Source organism: Atlanticothrix silvestris CENA357 (genome assembly GCF_016056295.1).
GTDB lineage: Bacteria > Cyanobacteriota > Cyanobacteriia > Cyanobacteriales > Nostocaceae > Atlanticothrix > Atlanticothrix silvestris.
The window spans coordinates 1-17751 of the sequence record NZ_JAECZB010000113.1; the positions used below are offsets into that span (position 1 = coordinate 1).

The 17751-nt window shown below is 41.3% G+C and carries 15 protein-coding genes and 1 pseudogene; 10 read left to right on the forward strand and 6 right to left on the reverse strand.

Annotated elements, in window-relative coordinates; genetic code table 11:
- Window positions 1-64 precede the first annotated feature (64 nt).
- Window positions 65-568, forward strand: coding sequence for a helix-turn-helix domain-containing protein (locus I8751_RS28955; RefSeq protein ID WP_214442523.1), 504 nt, complete (start codon window positions 65-67; stop codon window positions 566-568).
- A gap of 48 nt (window positions 569-616) precedes the next feature.
- The gene (locus I8751_RS28960; protein WP_214442593.1) at window positions 617-1138 is read left to right on the forward strand and encodes an IS630 family transposase; all 522 of its coding nucleotides are present in this window, start codon (window positions 617-619) and stop codon (window positions 1136-1138) included.
- 10 nt (window positions 1139-1148) lie between these two features.
- Here the strand turns inward: I8751_RS28960 and I8751_RS28965 are convergent, their stop codons facing one another.
- Window positions 1149-1670 carry a response regulator transcription factor gene (locus tag I8751_RS28965; protein WP_225894501.1) on the reverse strand — a complete coding sequence of 174 codons (522 nt, stop codon included), beginning with the start codon at window positions 1668-1670 and terminating at the stop codon, window positions 1149-1151.
- A gap of 505 nt (window positions 1671-2175) precedes the next feature.
- Window positions 2176-4698 (reverse strand): DNA gyrase subunit A, encoded by a 2523-nt coding sequence (gene gyrA, locus I8751_RS28970; RefSeq protein WP_214442524.1) that lies wholly within the window; start codon window positions 4696-4698, stop codon window positions 2176-2178.
- A 227-nt stretch (window positions 4699-4925) separates the two neighbouring features.
- Between gyrA and I8751_RS28975 the strand changes: the two genes are divergently transcribed.
- Window positions 4926-5318 (forward strand): response regulator, encoded by a 393-nt coding sequence (locus I8751_RS28975; protein WP_214442525.1) that lies wholly within the window; start codon window positions 4926-4928, stop codon window positions 5316-5318.
- Window positions 5319-5591: 273 nt separating this feature from the next.
- Here I8751_RS28975 and I8751_RS28980 read toward each other — a convergent pair whose 3' ends face one another.
- Together I8751_RS28980 and I8751_RS30155 are read right to left on the reverse strand one after the other, a co-directional pair.
- Window positions 5592-6482, reverse strand: a complete 891-nt coding sequence (locus I8751_RS28980; RefSeq protein ID WP_214442594.1) for a tetratricopeptide repeat protein — start codon at window positions 6480-6482, stop codon at window positions 5592-5594.
- A gap of 360 nt (window positions 6483-6842) precedes the next feature.
- The gene (locus I8751_RS30155; RefSeq protein ID WP_263973538.1) at window positions 6843-6977 is read right to left on the reverse strand and encodes a hypothetical protein; all 135 of its coding nucleotides are present in this window, start codon (window positions 6975-6977) and stop codon (window positions 6843-6845) included.
- Between I8751_RS30155 and I8751_RS30305 the strand changes: the two are divergent.
- The 3 genes and pseudogenes from I8751_RS30305 to I8751_RS28990 form a co-directional block, all read left to right on the forward strand.
- Window positions 6951-7044: pseudogene (locus I8751_RS30305) on the forward strand (macrolide ABC transporter ATP-binding protein); the annotation flags it as partial. The gene I8751_RS30155 and the pseudogene I8751_RS30305 overlap by 27 nt on opposite strands.
- 270 nt (window positions 7045-7314) lie before the next feature.
- The gene (locus I8751_RS28985; protein WP_214442526.1) at window positions 7315-8784 is read left to right on the forward strand and encodes an efflux RND transporter periplasmic adaptor subunit; all 1470 of its coding nucleotides are present in this window, start codon (window positions 7315-7317) and stop codon (window positions 8782-8784) included.
- A gap of 31 nt (window positions 8785-8815) precedes the next feature.
- A complete protein-coding gene (locus tag I8751_RS28990; protein ID WP_214442527.1) occupies window positions 8816-10033 on the forward strand; it encodes an ABC transporter permease in 1218 nt (405 codons plus the stop codon).
- Between the two features lie 17 nt (window positions 10034-10050).
- Here the strand turns inward: I8751_RS28990 and I8751_RS28995 are convergent, their stop codons facing one another.
- Complete coding sequence (locus I8751_RS28995) at window positions 10051-10917, reverse strand: DUF4351 domain-containing protein (protein WP_214442528.1); 867 nt, start codon at window positions 10915-10917, stop codon at window positions 10051-10053.
- A 284-nt stretch (window positions 10918-11201) separates the two neighbouring features.
- Between I8751_RS28995 and I8751_RS29000 the strand changes: the two genes are divergently transcribed.
- The 4 genes from I8751_RS29000 (at window position 11202) to I8751_RS29015 (ending at window position 15474) form a co-directional block, all read left to right on the forward strand.
- Entirely contained in the window at window positions 11202-12185 is a 984-nt protein-coding gene (locus tag I8751_RS29000; RefSeq protein ID WP_214442529.1) for a tetratricopeptide repeat protein, read from the forward strand.
- A gap of 520 nt (window positions 12186-12705) precedes the next feature.
- Window positions 12706-12906: a hypothetical protein gene (locus tag I8751_RS29005; protein ID WP_214442530.1), complete on the forward strand. Its 201-nt coding sequence runs from the start codon at window positions 12706-12708 to the stop codon at window positions 12904-12906.
- 157 nt (window positions 12907-13063) lie between these two features.
- Window positions 13064-13828: an ABC transporter ATP-binding protein gene (locus I8751_RS29010; protein WP_225894502.1), complete on the forward strand. Its 765-nt coding sequence runs from the start codon at window positions 13064-13066 to the stop codon at window positions 13826-13828.
- 419 nt (window positions 13829-14247) lie between these two features.
- On the forward strand, window positions 14248-15474 hold the full coding sequence (locus I8751_RS29015) for an LL-diaminopimelate aminotransferase (protein ID WP_214442531.1): 1227 nt from the start codon (window positions 14248-14250) through the stop codon (window positions 15472-15474).
- 216 nt (window positions 15475-15690) lie between these two features.
- Here the strand turns inward: I8751_RS29015 and I8751_RS29020 are convergent, their stop codons facing one another.
- Window positions 15691-16650 (reverse strand): orange carotenoid protein N-terminal domain-containing protein, encoded by a 960-nt coding sequence (locus tag I8751_RS29020; RefSeq protein ID WP_214442532.1) that lies wholly within the window; start codon window positions 16648-16650, stop codon window positions 15691-15693.
- Window positions 16651-17751: the final 1101 nt, after the last annotated feature.

Genomic DNA, 17751 nt, shown 5'->3' on the forward strand with positions numbered 1-17751 from the left:
TACCAATTCTCTAAAATATGGCTACAGATGAGAGAATAAGATTTAATGAGATGAAGGATGAACAATGTCAGGGGTATATAAACTAGAAATTAAAGAAACTCAAGAAGAACTCAAAGAGTTACTGGCAATACAAAAAACTGCAACTGGTAAAGAACGAGTGCAGTTACTCTATCTACTCAAAACAGGGCATGGTCAAACAATTTCTCAAACCGCAGAAATGATTGGTCGCAACCGAGTCACACTACACAAATGGATTCGACAGTACAAAGCGGATGGAATTGAAGGACTATTAAAACAAAAATCTTCACCAGGAAGACCAAGAACCATTCCAACATGGGCAGAAAAAGCACTAGATAAAAGATTGCACGAAGTACAAGGGTTTAATGGTTATCAAGAAATTGTCGAATGGCTAGAACAAAACTTGGGAGTAAATACTTGCTACAAGACAGTTTACAAACTTGTGTATTACCGTTTGGAGTCATGTCCGAAAGTTCCTCGCCCCAAAAGCTCTAAACAATCACAAGCTAAAGTAGAGGCATTTAAAAAAACCTTGCAGACAACTTATTAATGCTCCATTGGTTTTGTTTAACAGTTAGTTTTATGCACAACTAAAACGATTCGTTTTTGCTGTGAGGAGGAAACTCGAATTGGATTGAAAACAATTACAGGTAGGAAAATCACTGCTGCGGGTATTAAACCAGTTGGTGTACATCAATGGCAGTTCAAAGCAACATATTTATATGGAATTATTGAACCACTCACTGGAGAAAGCTTTTTTTGGGAATTCTCACACCTTAATACTGACTGTTTTCAGATATTCCTCAATCTAGTTTCTCAACATTTTGCTGATTCAGTACTAATTATTCAACTCGATAATGGTGCTTTTCATAAAGCCAAACGTCTTCAAGTACCAGATAACATCATTTTATTATTTCAGCCTGCACATTCTCCAGAGTTAAATCCCATTGAGCAGGTTTGGCAATATATTAAGCGCCGACTTCGTTGGTTATTACCTGAGAAACTTGATGATTTACGTGCTGCTCTCTACGCTCTTATTAGAAAATTAACCAAACCAATTATTGCATCTATTGCCCGAAGGCAATATATTTTGGTGGCTTTATCTGTAGCTGGCTTTTAGAGAATTGGTATTAAAGCCTCGAAAGGCTTTCAGCGATTGGGTTCTCCCAAAGTGATAAAAGAGGGTTATATTCTGTAGCTGTGAGTGGAATTATCTGCTCGTTACAAGTTACTTTGCCAGGGATTTGGTCTAAACAAAGATTTCCCCAAGTTAACTTGGATAATGCAATTGTTCCACTACGGCGTAACAAAGACCGAATTTTTGCCAACAATGCTTCTGAATCGTAGGGCTTGATGACATAATCATCTGCTCCAGCATCTAATCCTTCTATAATATTTGCATTGCAATTTTTGGCAGTTAGTAGCAAAATTGGTTTGCTGTAGCCTTGCGATCGCAGTTGCCGACACAAGGTAATACCATCCAGTTTCGGAATGATCCAGTCCAGTAAAATTAAATCATATTCAGCCGACATCACTAGGTCTAACCCAGTTTCGCCATCGTTGGCTAAGTCAATACTATAATGATTTGCTCTCAGTAACTCTGCCAGTGCCGTACTGAGTACTATGTCATCTTCTACCAACAAAATTTTCATGAGCGATACCCTGGAAGATGCTTATGACAACTTCACTACATCTCGCATTATCTTCCGCCCAATTATGATCGTGTCTTACCTACATACATCATTACATGCTAAACAGTAAATCAAGGGTTTTAGTTAGTGTCTAAAAATTTTTGTAGTATTCATGTAATGCTGCTGCTCTCGGTTTCTGTGCGGATGCTACTAATACCCCAAGCTCTACTGGTGTAATACCATTTCACGAAAAATCTGATACAGATTTAACCATTGAAAACTTTGCTGCATCTAAGTTTTTTAATTGCGAATTGCGAATTGCGAATTGGTATAAGTCACCAAGCTGGGAAATCGCCTGCCGTAGGATGCCCGTTCGCGTAGCGTCTCCTTTAGGAGAAGGGCTGTAGGGAGAAGACTGCACTGTCTCCAGAGAGCAGAGGGCAGAAGGTTTGTTCAAAAGAGGATTCTGACCCCTACTGAGGTAAAATCTCCTCTGCCTCCTACTTTCTTCAATTAATCTCCCTTGCTAGCGAATTTCAGCGACAGTAATAATTTTTTCATCACGGTTAAGTTGGAGGATGCTTTCACCCTTACCATCTCTACCTAAGATAGGCACTGTTTCCACAGGTATTCTCACTACTCGCTCTTTATTAGTAACTAGTGCCACCTCAGCAGAGGCGATCGCCTTAACCATACCAGCTAGATTGTCAGTTTTGTTACCAAATTTAAATGCTTGCGTGCCTAAATCGCCCCGATTAGCTGCTCTTAACTGACTTGCAGCCATCCGCTTGGCATATCCCTCTTGAGTAACTAGCAGTAGTTGGTCATCTTTACCTACAGTGACACAGCCAACCATCAGCTGATTTCTCAACAGCCTAAATGCTTGTAAACCCATTGCTGTGCGACCCATGACAGGTAGTTGTTCATCATTGACTGCAAACCGCAACACTCGCCCACTGGAACTAGCTAAAACTAAATGTTCCCCCGAAATAGTGAATTGAGTATAAGACAATTCATCATCATCTTTGAGCTTCAAAATTGTAATTCCGCGACGAGTTAGATTAGTCAATTCTCCTAAAGACAGGCGTTTAATTCGCCCGTGCTTTGTTAGTAGAATCAGCTGTTTAGTGTCTAAATTTTCTGGTAGCAACAGACGGCTTACCACAGCTTCTTGAGCGCTTTGAGCAGTGTTAGTAAGTGTAGTAATTAATGGTGTTCCCCTTGAAGAACGTCCAGTAGTTAAAGGAATTTCTCCTACCTTCACTGGGTAGACTTTGCCACTACTGGTTAATACCAGTAATTCTTTTTCTGTATCAGTCAACTCGGTTTGGATGATGAAGTCATGATCATGCAGACCGTTTTCGGCTTTCGACTTTCTTCCTGATGGTTGAGTGTGGCGTACATAACCCCGTTGGGTAAATTCTAAAATTGCTTCTTCTGCTGACTGTTCTAATTGTGAATTGAGAATTTGGGATTTGGGATTGTCCTGATCTGAATCTGCTCCTTTTTTCCTTGTCCCCTTGCTCTCTTGTATTCTTGTCTCACTAATATTAGGTAAGAGCTTGGTTCGTCGGGGATTGCCGTACTTGCGTTTGAGCGATCGCAAGTCTTTTTTCATTGACTTCAATAATTCTCGGCGATCGCTAAGTAATCTTTGCAATAAAGTAATTTGCTCGCTGAGTTGGTCAAATTCTTGCTGCAAATTCTGCTGTTCTAAACTGGTAAGGCGGCGCAACGGCATAGACAAAATTGCATCACCCTGCACCTCACTCAAATCTAGTTGACTACAAAGGTTCATTTTTGCTGTGCTACCATCGGCAGCTTGGCGCAAAATTTCAATGACTGCATCTAGATTAGACAAAGCTTTGAGTAACCCTGCTACTACATGCAACCTGCTCTCCGCCTTACCCAACTCGTAACCGTAGCGACGATTTAGCGTCTCTTCGCGGAAGTTTAAAAACTCCTGCAACATCTGCCGCAAGCTCAACTGGCGGGGTTGTCCATCTACTATTGCTAAAAGAATTGCGCCAAAAGTCGTTTGTAAAGCGGTTTGGTGATACAAATGCTGGAGAACTTCTTGGGGGTTGGTATCACGTTTGAGTTCAATTACTACCCGCATTCCTTCGCGATCGCTCTCGTCGCGAAGATCAGAAATTCCATGCAGGCGGCTTTGATTAACTAAATCTGCTACTTTCTCGATCCAGCCTGCTTTATTCACTTGATAAGGCAGTTCCGTGATGATAATTGCTGTCCGCCGTTTGCTGCCTCTAACAGGTGCAATTTCTTCCAGCGTTGCGACTCCTCGCAATACAATTCCACCTTTACCAGTGCTGTATGCTTCTTGAATTCCTGTATCACCTACTATTTCTCCACCAGTGGGAAAGTCTGGGCCAGGAATTAATTTTAATAATTTTTCGTCTGGCAAATCCGGTTGGTCGATTAAAGCAATTAAACCATCGACCACTTCTTCTAAGTTGTGCGGAGGAATATTCGTTGCCATACCCACAGCAATACCAGCACAGCCATTCAACAATAAAAACGGCAACTGAGCAGGTAACACTGTTGGTTCTTGCTGGGAATTATCGAAGTTACCAACAAATTCCACAGTTTCTTCACCAATTTCTGCCAGCATTCCCTCGTGGCTAATAGGTGACAGCCGCGTTTCTGTGTAACGCATCGCCGCTGGTGGATCATTATCAACGCTGCCAAAGTTACCATGTCCTGCCAGTAAGGGATAACGACTAGAAAAGTCCTGTACTAACCTCACTAAGGCATCGTAAACTGCTTGATCCCCGTGGGGGTGGTATTTACCCAGCACATCTCCCACTACACGAGCGCATTTACGATAGGGTCTATCGGGTGTCAGTCCCAGTTCGTGCATGGCATACAAAATCCGCCGATGCACAGGTTTTAAACCATCACGCACGTCTGGTAACGCCCGCCCAACAATCACACTCATGGCATATTCCAAGTAAGACCGTTGCATCTCGGTATGCAGGGCTGTTGTGATGACCTGTCCCGTTGAGAGAAGGTTTAACTGTTTGGCCATGAGTTTTTTCCCTGAATTTTAACTACACAAAAGTCGCTATAACTGAACACTGCAGCAAACACAGCATAACGGATGAAATGGGATTACTAACACAATCTTGATAGTCAAAAGATAAACAGCAGTAGTATCATCCTTGATGACGGGGATGCACTTTGATTACTAAAAAGGAGCTAGACAAATGTTTTGCTCAGGTTGTAATCTTCCTCACCTCTATAAATAAAATTCTCATGAAAACCGTTCTAATTGTTGAAGACGATCTAATTAATGCTCGTGTTTTTTCTAAAATATTGACCAAGCGAGGCGGTTTAGATGTGAAGCACACTGAAAATGTAGAAGAAGTAATAAACATTGCCCAATCAGGAGAAGCAGATCTGATTTTAATGGATGTTTCTCTTTCAAGAAGTGTTTATCAAGGTAAATCTGTTGATGGAATTAAAATCACACAAATGTTGAAATCTGACCCAAAAACAGCAAACTTGCCTGTTATTTTGGTGACAGCACACGCAATGGAAGGCGATCGCGAGAACTTTCTGAAGCAAAGCGGTGCTGATGGTTACATCTCTAAGCCGGTTGTAGACCATCAACAGTTTGTTGATCAAATCTTGGCACTTCTCCCATAGACAACCACTAAAAGCTGACGACATTTTTTCAGAAAGATTCGCCCAAAAGTTTTAGGCGAATCTTTCTCTTTGTATAGTATATATGTACTATGAGAAGGTGGTATTCGGCAAGTAATTTAATTGAAATAGGGGAATGGGGTATGGGGCATAGGGCATGGGTAAGAAGGACAAAGGGTAATTGGTAAGGAAGGGATTTCTTCATCCTTTACCTTTAACCTTTTCCTCTCTGCGCCCCGCACCCTGCCCCTCTGCCTCTTTCCCATGCCCTATTTTCTATTGAGTAGGTTGTTGTCTTTCGCTTTGTTGTAGGGCAGCTTGGATACTGGGTAATTCTAAGAATTTTTTCGTATCAGACAGTAAGCGTTCACCCCAAAGATTTTGCTTGAGGAAGTCCAAATCACCATAGCGTCCATCGATGCGGAGTGCAGATTCTCCCATCTTCAGAGCTTGTTGCCGTAAGCGTAGCTCGCCGGAGGCATCGCCTTTGTTATAAAGGGCTACTGCCAGTGCTAACAATGGTTCTGCGGCTTGCTTATCAATACTAACAGCACTTTGCCATTGCTTAATTGCTGCTTCAGTGTCGCCCTGCTCATATTTGATTAAACCAATATTGTTAATCGCTGGCCAGAATTTTTTATCTTGAGATACGGCTTTATTGTACTGAGCGATCGCATCGGGCAATCGATTCAGCATATAGTAAGCATTACCCAAATCAAACAACCCATCTGGGTCATTAGGTTTTAGCTGCAAACCCGCTTGGTAATTGCTAATAGCTGCTTGATATTTTTCTTGTTGAAAATTAGCTGAACCCAAAGCAAATAAAACGTCGGGATTTTTAGGATTGAGTGATTGTGCCTTTTTCAAGGCTGCGATCGCCGCATCAAAATCTTTGGTTTGCAACTGCAAACCACCCAACAAAAACCATACCTTATCATTTTGAGGAGCTAGTTGACTAGCCAGTCTTGCCCTTGGCAAAGCCAACTCAAACTGTTGAAATTGACCTAGTTGAGCCGCTTCTTGTGCTAAACTCAACCCCTGCTTCTCCAACTTTGCTGGATCTAGTTGCAGTGTATGTGGTACGAGTGCCTGCGCGTGAGCTGCCTTGGGCATACTCCACAAACTACAGGCAACTAGAAAAGAAATTAAACGAATATGTTTAGGCACACTACCGCCTCTTAACCACAACTCAAAGAATCTTTCAGCTAGCTTAAACGATCTCCACTCTGCAAGGACAGCAAAGTTGACAGTCGTTAACGCTGGCTGCATCAATCACCTTAACCTACTTCCCTTATTGATATCACCATTGGCAAGAAATAAAATTTATCATTTGAAACTGTGACAATCCGCTGACATCCGGGCTAAAAACAGCAAATACAACTATATTTTGATGCGGTATTTCAACTAATTATTTACCTGAAATATCCCAAATAATTACCCTATTGTCTGGGGAAGTAGTAATAATTAGTTTTCCATCTGAACTCTTGTAGGGTTATATGTATCTTGATTCGCTTTAAATTTTGATAATTACTGACTTGTACTGAGCTTTGTCGAAGTAGCGATCGCCGAACTTCCTTGAGCCTCAACCGTTCTGTGAAAGCGTTCCCGAACCTCTAAGCTTAAGTAATAAGCTAAGGGATCACAATTGTGATTGTGACTCATAAACCAGATATTGCTGCCCAAACTATAAAGAATTATTCGAGTTCAAGATGGTTTGATTGTTGGCTGATAAAGGCGTAATTGCATATTCATCTTTCTTAAGTTCAAAGTAATTACTTTTACTTTTGAAATATTGACTCATGACTAAAGTCACCCAATCAGGTGAAGCATACGGAAATGCTAAAGGCTAATATAAAGGGGCATTGAGCAAGTATTGAGCTAACTTTTGTTGATTTATTGATAAATATTTAGGCTACCAGCAGCTTTTCACATTCCCGCACTTGCCATCCCACTAAACGCTACTAAGCATTAGCACAGCAATCACCGTAGGCTAGTATTTATGATTACAAATATAGAAATTCCCGGTATTGGCAAACTTAAGCATCCGCGACGTTGGTTGATTGGGCTGATAGCGGCGGGTTCTTTGGTTGTTGGCACAGCAACAACTTATACCCTGGTCAATAGGGGAGCAAGCCAACAAGATATTACTGAATTAACCGTGCCTGTAGAAGCAAAAAATGTCACTCTGCGGATTTCTGCCAGTGGTAAGGTAGTGCCAGTTCAAAGTGTGAATATCAGTCCCAAAAATCCTGGTGTGCTAGCACAGTTATATGTGGAACAAGGCGATCGCGTCCAGCAAGGACAAATTATTGCCAAAATGGATGTAGGTGAAACTCAAGCCCAAATCCAGCAATACAAAGCTAACTTAGCCCAAGCTCAAGCCCAATTAGATGAAGCTCGTGCAGGAAATCGTCCCCAAGAAATTGCTCAAGCAAGAGCGCGTTTGGCCCAAGCTCAAGCCCAGTTAGCCCAAGCCCAAGCCGGGAATCGTTCTCAGGAAATTGCCCAAGCAAGAGCACAAGTAGAATCAGCAAAAGCCCAAGTTAACCTAACACAAGTACGGGTAAACCGATATCGGGAATTAACAAGGCAAGGAGCAACTTCTCAAGATCAGTTAGATCAGTATCTTAGTGAAGATAGTAGAGCTAAAGCTAGTTTAGAAGAAGCGCAAAAACGACTATCACTGTTAGAAAGTGGAACTCGGAGTGAAGAAATAGCTGCAAGAGAAGCAGCTGTGACTGAAGCACAAGCAGCACTGGTTTTGTTAGAAAATGGTAGTCGTCCCGAAGAAATTGCCCAACGCCAAGCAGCAGTTAAATCTGCCCAAGCCCAATTAGTAGCAGCTCAAGTGAGGCTGGAAGATACTATTATCCGCGCTCCCTTCAGCGGAATCGTGACGCAGAAATATGCCAATATCGGTTCATTTGTGACACCTACAACTTCGGCTTCTACTAGCGCATCGGCAACTTCTAGTTCAATTGTTGCTGTAGCACGCGGTTTAGAAGTTCTGGCTCAAGTTCCAGAAGCTGATATAGGCAGAATTAAACAGGGACAGCAGGTAGAAATTGTTGCTGATGCTTATCCCGATCAAGTTTTTAAAGGTCATGTCCGCCTGATAGCACCAGAAGCAGTAGTAGAACAAGGCGTGACATCCTTCCAAGTACGGGTTGCTCTGGATACTGGTACAGATCAATTGCGTTCTGGCTTAAATGTGGATTTGACTTTTTTAGGCGATCGCGTCAGTGATGCTTTGGTGTTACCTACTGTGGCAATTGTTACCGAGAAAGGACAAACTGGAGTACTCGTCCCCGATGAAAAAAATCAACCCCAGTTCCGCGAAGTTACCATTGGGGCACAAATCCAAGACCAAACCCAGATTTTAGGGGGAATTAATTCAGGCGATCGCGTGTTTATCAACCCACCTAAAGATTACAAATTCCAAAAGGCTAAAGAAGAGAATAATTTATAATTCATAATTCGTAATTCGTAATTTTTAAGACATGAATATTGTAGAAAGCGTGCAAATGGCGGGGAAAACTCTGCTGTCGAATAAGTTGCGTAGCGCCCTCACCATGTTGGGTATTGTCATTGGTAACGCCTCGGTGATTGCCATGATTGGTATTGGCGAAGGTGGGCAAAAGTTCGTTAACAAACAGCTGGAGTCACTAGGGCCAAATGTACTGTTTATATTGCCAGGTAATCAAGAAACTCAGCGTATCTCCTTTGAAGTACCAAAAACTCTGGTGTTGCAAGATGCCGAAGCGATCGCTTCTCAAGTACCAACAGTTGTAGGAGTTGCGCCAGAATTAAACAGAAGACAGGTAGTTACATACCGCAACAGAAACACAGATGTCAATATCATTGGTACAACTCCCAGTTTTCTATCAGTGCGGGATTTTGAAACTGATAAAGGCAGGTTTTTCTCTGAGGTAGACATCAAGCGAAGTAACCAAGTCGTTGTGTTAGGTGGAGACTTAGCAGAAAAACTATTCGGTAGTACTAATGCTATAGGTCAGCAATTGCGAGTTGGAAATACCAGTTTTCAAGTGATTGGCACATTAACATCCAAAGGTTCCAGCGTCGGAGCAGACTATGATGATGCTGCCTTGATACCAATTACGACTTCAGCAAACCGACTTGTAGGAAAAAATTCTCCTTATGGTATTGCCTTAGATTACCTTGTCGCTGCGGCTCGTGATTCAGAGAGCGTAGATGCAGCAGAGTTTCAAATTGCTAATTTGTTGCGTCTAAGGCACAAAATTAATGGTGAAGATGACTTTACTGTTCGTTCCCAAAAGGATGCTTTGCAAACAGTTGGTCAAATTACAAGTGCATTGACAATTATGCTAGCAGCGATCGCCGGGATATCGTTGTTTGTGGGTGGTATTGGGATCATGAATATCATGTTGGTTTCCGTCACTGAACGTACCCAAGAAATTGGACTTAGAAAAGCGATCGGAGCAACTGAACAAGATATTTTATTACAGTTCATCATTGAAGCTGTGATTGTTTCTGCTGTTGGTGGCTTAGTTGGAACAGCGGTTGGTGTTAGTGGCATCCTATTAGTGGGAGCCTTGACTCCTTTAGAAGCGAGTCTTTCTCCTGTAGCGATCGCAATGGCAGTTGGTGTTTCTGGCGGTATCGGTTTATTCTTTGGTGTTGTCCCTGCACGTCGCGCTGCTAAACTTGATCCCATTGTGGCTTTGAGAAGTGCTTAGTGATGGAATAGCGAAACTTAATCTTCCTGATTAGATTGAGGTAAAGAGATATTTCCTAAGTAATTCACTAAATCACTTTGATTATTGAAATCTAACAGCGCCTCAGCTAACTCTTCTAGTTGAGTTATAGATAAAGTGCGAATCTGCTGTTCTATCTCCGGCTCAATTGCACCAAACCGACGTGTTAACTGACGCATAATCAGTTGTAGCGCCTCCTGCTTCTTTCCTCGTTCTTCTCCTTGTTGCAATCCCTTTTGGAGGATGTCTTGGTAAATCACAGATTCTTGCATAATCTCCTCTCTAAATAGCTGTTTAATTAAACTTTTATCAAACCGTAAACCAGCCAAAACTTGTACACAAGCTGATATATTCTGTCTTTCGCCCGTTTCCTCAATCATATCGACACTAGCAGCGACTTGCTCTAATAAGTCTGCGGGTGAGTCGGTTCTCGCCAATGTCGCCAGTGGTAAGAGTGCAGGGTTAGCTAACAGTGGTGTGGGATCTTCTTCCCATAAACGAATCACTCGATATCTATGTGTGGTGTTGGTGTCTATATACTGTGTATTCAATACAATTTCTGAGGAGGTAGCTTGCAAGAAAATCAACACCTGCTCAATGTCACACCAGTATTCTCGCTTTAATCTGGTGTAGTAATCCAGCATTCTAAAGTCAAGGGGAGGTGTTGATTTGGGTGTAGTTTGAAACTCCAAATGCAGAATTTGGCTGGAGATTTGCAGGAATGTCACCGAATCAGCGCGAATTGGTTCGAGGTTCAGTTCTGTTTTCAGTACTTGGATATCTGAGGTGTCATTTGAGAGTAACCAGCTGGCAAACTCGGCTGGGTAGTTTTCGGCAAGGTATTTGCAGGTGTTGTCGTAGGCCAAGAGGGATGTGTAATTAGTAGTGTATTATACTACTTTACTAATGAAGCGATGCTTACGACACGCGTAGATGCAGCAAGTTTATTTTGTCGTGACCAACATTACAACATTAAAGACAAACATTACAAGATTGGTCATTAACATTACGACATTAAGGACAAACATTACAACGTTGGTCATTAACATTACGACATTAAAGACAAACATTACAAGATTGGTCACTAACATTGCGCTAATCGCCAACAAGCCATAATAAAAAAGGTGTTACATGATACTTGCACCTGACTATGAATGAACAGCGCCTACAAGTTTATTACCAGCTAATCGAAAGTCTGCTAAATTGCCCTAATGGAGAAGAACCAAAAATTTTAGTAGCTAATACAGAATTGCTTGATGCTGGTTTTTTGCAAGTGTTGGCAGCAGTAGCAGATAATTTTGCACAGCAGGGTAATGAAAATACTGCAAACTGGTTGAGAAACCTAGCGACACAACTCACCTCGGAAGCTACCCCCATCACCCCAGAAGATATAGAGATTTACGGGCAATTTTTACAAGAGGTACTGTTAAAAACATTAGAAAGCAACGGCGATGCTCAAGTAATTTACCAATTGCTGGCAACAAATACCGATAAACTCAATGATATTTTTGCAGAATTATTGCACCGTTGGGCAACAAATACCCTAGCAGCAGCGGAACCAGATGCAGCAGCAGACATCGCCGCAGTGATTTTTGATCTGAGTAATCTGATTCAGCAGTTCACCTTAGGTAGCAAAGCCAGCAACATGAAAATTGCCATCGCTGGCTACGAAATTGCTCTAACTGTTTATACCCGCAGCGGCTTTCCTGTTGATTGGGCAATGACACAAAATAATCTGGGGAATGCTTACAGTCACAGAATACTAAAAGAGCAAGCTGAGAATATTGAAATGGCGATCGCTGCTTATACCGCTGCACTGGAAGTATACACCCGCAGCGCCTTTCCCCAAGATCATGCGAAAACTTTATTCAATCTTGATTTTGTCTACCAAGATACAAAACAATTTGACTTAGCTTACACGACCTTTGCCTCTGCTATTGCAACAGTTGAAGCTTTGCGAGGAGACATTATTTCTGGCGAAGAAGCCAAACGCAAACAAGCAGAAGAATGGAATCAGCTTTATAGACGCATGGTCGAAGTCTGCCTAGCCTTGGGCAGAGACACCGAAGCGATAGAATATATTGAACGCAGCAAAACCCGCAATTTAGTAGAACTTATTCTCAATTTTAGTTAAATAAATAACAACAGGAGTCGCAATAGCCTGTGGAATTTGACCTGTAGCCGTTAAACTACTGACAGCAACAGTTAATAATCCAGTCATTAAATCATCAATAAATGTTTCATCACAAATAATATCACGAAATTTTTGCGCTAATTCCTCTAAAAGAGAGTGTGATTTATTAATAGAAATATTATATTTAGGAGCAAGTAAATTTACAGCTTTAGTTGAATTTCCACCAGATACTTCTATGATTTTAATGGCATAGAGAGCGTCATCTAACCCTGCAAATTTGTCACGATATTCGGCAATTTATTCTGAAGTAAGGATAATAGAATCAGTAATCATATTTTTTTAAATGATATTCACCGTGTTCCAAAATTACCATAATGTAGGTATGAGTGCAATCTTAGTAATTTACTTATTAGATTGGTTCATTATCAAGCATACTCTAAAATAGGTTACTAATTATTTCCCAATTGTTATAATGATGTGTATATTTCATTAAACGGAGAAACTATAGCAAATAAAAGATATGACAACAGAACAGTTACAAAACTTGAGCCGTAATACAGTAGATGAAATTTTAGATGAATACTTCGGTGATCCTGATGAGGGAAACAAAATTAAAGAGTCGTTCAAGCAGAGTTTATTAGAAATACGGCAAAAACGGCTAGAAGGAAGACCTACTATTCTAGTATCGGAGGTGTATAAAAAGTACGGAATACAGCATTAAATGAGTTATTCTGTGAGTTTTGAACCAGAATCTATAACTGCTACCGATAATCTGGCTCAGGTGGTGCGACTACGGATTATTAATAAGATTAAATGATTGAGTCTCAATTTTGAAATTATAAAACTCTTGTAAAGGCGCGATTAATAACTAAATCCTTATGGCAAACACTCTTTCAATTACCGATTCTCCAGTTCCCAATCCTGTACCGAAATCAGCAATTATTCGTTTAGAGAATATCTTTAAAATTTATGGCAGTGGCGAAACTGAAGTCAAAGCCCTTAATGATGTCAACTTAACTGTGCAAGAAGGTGAATATTGTTCAATTATGGGGCCTTCTGGTTCTGGTAAATCCACAGCCATGAATATCATTGGTTGTTTAGATCGCCCCACCTCTGGACATTATTATTTAGATAACCTTGATGTTGCACAGATGGATGATAAAGAGTTAGCACATATCCGTAATAAGAAATTAGGGTTTGTATTTCAACAATTCCACCTCTTACCCCAATTGACAGCATTAGAAAATGTCATATTGCCAATGGTATATGCCAGTATAGACTCTAGCGAAAGACGCGATCGCGCTGCTGAAGCTTTGACACGAGTAGGTTTAGCCAATCGCCTCAACAATAAACCAACGCAACTATCTGGTGGACAACAACAAAGAGTAGCGATCGCGCGTGCCATTGTCAACCGTCCGGTTGTTCTCTTAGCCGATGAACCTACTGGCGCACTCGATTCGCACACCACCCAAGAAGTATTGGATATCTTTGGCGAACTGAATAACAGCGGAATCACTGTTGTCATGGTTACTCATGAACCAGAAGTAGCTCGTCAAACCCAGCGTATTGTGTGGTTTCGTGATGGTGAAGTGTTGCACTCCGACCTCACACCAGCCGACTTGGGTCATTTAGCAATGTCTTGAATAAAAACTCCTGTGATAGAGTTTTGTCAGTGGTTAGTAGTCAGTAGTCAGTAGCAAAGCGAAAAGTGAGTGCATCCGGGTTTCCCGGCGCTCAACTTTTCAAGAAAGCGATAAGTCAAGCCAATTGCTGAGAAAATGCTCTCCCCAGAGAACTTTTCTTTTAAGATCTTTTTAAGACTACTCATACCAATTCGCAATTCGCAATGACGCTCCTTCGTCGCTCTAAGCGTTCGCGTTAGCGTCTCGTAGAGAAGCTATGCCGCAGGCTTTACGAGACGCTCCGCAAACGACAAACTCAGTGCATCGCTGACACCTGACCACTGACCACTAACAACTAACAACCGACAATTAACAACTGACCCGCGTAGCGTAAATAAATTAGCAGTAAGCTGTTTGAGTGCGTTTTTTCAAAATTTATTATGGCTACTGTTAACGACAACTACCTGAAGCTAAAAGCAGGTTATCTGTTTCCAGAAATTGCGCGACGGGTTAACGCCTTCGCCCAAGCAAATCCTGATGCTAAAATCATCCGGCTGGGTATTGGTGATGTCACAGAACCTTTACCGGAAGCTTGCCGTACAGCGATGATTCAAGCTGTGGAAGAAATGGGCGATCGCACTACTTTTAGAGGCTATGGCCCAGAACAAGGTTATGCTTGGTTAAGAGAGAAAATTGCCGCCCAAGATTTTCAAGCACGAGGCGCTGAGATAGATGCCTCAGAAATTTTTATATCTGATGGTTCTAAATGTGACACGGGCAATATTCTAGAAATTTTCGGTCATAACAACACTATCGCCGTAACTGACCCAGTTTATCCCGTATATGTAGATACAAACGTTATGGCGGGTAACACTGGGGTTGCCAATGATCAGGGCGAATTTGAAGGTTTAGTATATCTGCCAATTTCTGCGGAGAATAATTTTACCGCTGAAATTCCCTCACAGAAAGTCGATTTAATTTATCTCTGCTTTCCCAATAATCCCACTGGTGCGACTGCTACTAAGGAATACCTTAAGGCATGGGTAGATTATGCTAAAGCCAATAACTCGATTATTTTCTTTGATGCAGCTTATGAAGCCTACATCACAGACCCAGCACTTCCCCATTCTATCTATGAAATTGCAGGTGCAAGAGAATGTGCGATCGAGTTTCGTTCTTTCTCTAAAAATGCAGGCTTTACCGGCACTCGTTGTGCGTTAACCGTCGTACCAAAATCTTTGACAGCCAAAGCCGCAGATAATTCTGATGTAGAACTATGGAAACTTTGGAATCGTCGCCAATCTACTAAGTTCAATGGTGTATCCTACATTGTACAACGGGGAGCCGAAGCAGTTTACTCACCAGAAGGACAAACACAAATTAAAGCATTAGTTGGTTTTTATCTGGACAACGCCAAAATAATTCGAGAAAAACTGTCAGCAGCCGGATTAGCTGTTTACGGTGGCGTAAATGCGCCTTACGTTTGGGTGAAAACTCCTAATGGTCTCTCTAGTTGGGAATTCTTTGATAAATTGCTGCAAACTGTGAATGTGGTGGGAACACCAGGCTCTGGATTTGGTGCTGCTGGCGAAGGCTATTTCCGGATTTCGGCATTTAATAGCCGGGAAAATGTGGAAGAAGCAATGCAGCGGATTACAAAAATGTAGGCTAAAAATTAGCTTTCATTTGGTAGGGTGCGTTATGGAAGTTAGTCCTAACGTACCAAAAATCTTTTAGTCTTATTTGCCTTTATTTTGATTAAGCTCGGTTCATTTAGAACCGAGCTTATCCTATCTATTGGTAATCATCGCGCTTGGACATTGGACAAGCGCGGCTTTCCTGGGAATTAAGAAGTGCTACTCCAAATCACGAGCGAACAAATTTTACCCGCGAGTTAAATTGAGCAGTTCTTTAGGAGAAGCAAGCAAATCAATCGCCACGAAGTAAATTTGACCCTGGGGATCGAGTAAAAATCGCCAAGCAATATTCATCCCCACATTACCCCCAAACCAAGGAGTTTCGACCGTACCAGTAATTTTGTGCTGTGTATAACCATCTTCTATAGTTTCCGAGATGCCTTTTGTTGGCTTCATTACCAATCCTTGTCCTTCATCCCGCAAGTATGCACTGATAGCTGGCCGACCAACAATCGGTTTCTGGAAGGGCGGTTGCAACGCACCGTTGCTAGCAAATAAAGCAACAGCAGCTTCAACATTATCTGCATTCATTGCTTCAATGTATTTTATTACTGTCGGCTCTGTTACCCCTTCAATAGTGAATTGGGGACTTTGAGATGTGCGTGGAAATGTGAAATTGATCACTTCTGCCTCTTTTTTGGAAGCCGAAGCCGGATCAAACCCCATATCCACTACAGTATTACGTAGTACAGTAATTTGCTGACCTGGATCGAGTTTTTGGACTGCTTCTAGTACTGCTTTAACTTGAGATGACATTTGATAGCCAGCCGGCATGGGAGCAACAATACCTTCTTTCATCCACTCTCCCAATTGCCACCAAAAACCTAGCTTAGCGTTGACACCAAAATATGCATAAGAACGGCTGATAGGAGTATCAGCGTTAGTAGCCAGATCCCTCATTAATTGAGTTTGTTCTTCATGAGACATCTGCTTAATTTGGTTGAATATACCTTCCATTAGTTGGAGATTGGCTTTTCCTGGAGCAGCCGGAGTAATTGTGCGACCAAGCTCGGTGTAGGCATACCAGAGAAATGCTAGTTGATCATCAATATTAAGTTGATCAAACATTGCTGTGGTGGCTGGAACAGCATCAGCAACCTGAGTATTAGAGAAAATGCTGCGAGCAGACTCGATAGTATAACTCATGGTTGTAACCTCAGATTTACCTGATAATTGTTTACTTTTGGCTCTATTTTGGAACTCGATGAATAAATCTAGGAGATTTTTAAAATATCCACACAAGTAATCCTAGATATCTAAATCCAAAATCTTAAACACTCTGGTATCGTAACTTATAAAGATTAACAAAAGACTAAGATTTATCTGATGGATATCATTAAAAAAAATCATATCAATTATGTTTTAAATTAAATTTATTCTTTAATTGAAGTAAATTTTTTGCCTCTATTTTGACTAAAAGAAACACATATTAATAAATAACATCTATCTAAATGAATAAATAAACAAATAAACAAAAATAAATGTACTAGCGTTGCATGAATGGGGCATGATTCAGGCAAATATAGGTACTTCTCTATACTCCAAATAATGTAGTGGCAATTAGATTGAGTATTTAAGCGTATTAACTAGTTTGGAATAACAGAGCGTTGTTTGATGTAAGTAGAACAGCTGGAAAAACCAAACTAAGTAGAACGGCGTGAAAAATTCAATGTTTGTAGTGAGTTGCGCGGTCTTCTCCCAAAGGGAGAGGCTAGCGCCAAGGGGGTTTCCACGCCACTTGCTTTATGCCGGCGGCACTTCCTTCAAGTCGGCATAGCCGCCCAACGGAGTGCCTTGGGAACCCGTCTACCGCAGTGGCTCCCTATGACCGACTAACGAACCCGTAGGGTAAGGACTTTAGTCCTAAGAAAAGGGCTAAAGCCTTTACTACGAGATAAATTTAACTAACTTTATATTAGTTAACATAGTTTGATTTATTTTCACCGACTTACTTATGTTAGTAAAGGTAAAGTGAACTAAAACCCTTTTCCTTCCTGCCTCCTGCCTGAATATGATGATAAATATTCACACCGACCTACTTAGGTGTGCTAAATAATGAGTAATTGCTACAGCGGAACTATAGTGTTAAACTCCAACGAAACTCCAAATTGTCAGTTATTTAATTCACCTTTCTAAGCCAAAATCCCTTTTTATAATGATTAGTTTTGCATCATAAAAATTTCTCCGTGGGCGGTGGTGTGGCAACTTTACTACCACGGAGGAATGGCTGCTGGTAGATGTTTTTTC

What these genes read in the sequence shown, in the direction of transcription:
- I8751_RS29000 (WP_214442529.1), top strand. Translation starts at nt 11,202, where the DNA reads ATGAATGAACAGCGCCTACAAGTTTATTACCAGCTAATCGAAAGTCTG.
- I8751_RS29005 (WP_214442530.1), top strand. Translation starts at nt 12,706, where the DNA reads ATGACAACAGAACAGTTACAAAACTTGAGCCGTAATACAGTAGATGAA.
- I8751_RS28965 (WP_225894501.1), bottom strand. Translation starts at nt 1,670, where the DNA reads ATGAAAATTTTGTTGGTAGAAGATGACATAGTACTCAGTACGGCACTG.
- I8751_RS29015 (WP_214442531.1), top strand. Translation starts at nt 14,248, where the DNA reads ATGGCTACTGTTAACGACAACTACCTGAAGCTAAAAGCAGGTTATCTG.
- I8751_RS28955 (WP_214442523.1), top strand. Translation starts at nt 65, where the DNA reads ATGTCAGGGGTATATAAACTAGAAATTAAAGAAACTCAAGAAGAACTC.
- I8751_RS28975 (WP_214442525.1), top strand. Translation starts at nt 4,926, where the DNA reads ATGAAAACCGTTCTAATTGTTGAAGACGATCTAATTAATGCTCGTGTT.
- gyrA (WP_214442524.1), bottom strand. Translation starts at nt 4,698, where the DNA reads ATGGCCAAACAGTTAAACCTTCTCTCAACGGGACAGGTCATCACAACA.
- I8751_RS28990 (WP_214442527.1), top strand. Translation starts at nt 8,816, where the DNA reads ATGAATATTGTAGAAAGCGTGCAAATGGCGGGGAAAACTCTGCTGTCG.
- I8751_RS29010 (WP_225894502.1), top strand. Translation starts at nt 13,064, where the DNA reads ATGGCAAACACTCTTTCAATTACCGATTCTCCAGTTCCCAATCCTGTA.
- I8751_RS30155 (WP_263973538.1), bottom strand. Translation starts at nt 6,977, where the DNA reads ATGAGTCACAATCACAATTGTGATCCCTTAGCTTATTACTTAAGCTTA.
- I8751_RS28985 (WP_214442526.1), top strand. Translation starts at nt 7,315, where the DNA reads ATGATTACAAATATAGAAATTCCCGGTATTGGCAAACTTAAGCATCCG.
- I8751_RS29020 (WP_214442532.1), bottom strand. Translation starts at nt 16,650, where the DNA reads ATGAGTTATACTATCGAGTCTGCTCGCAGCATTTTCTCTAATACTCAG.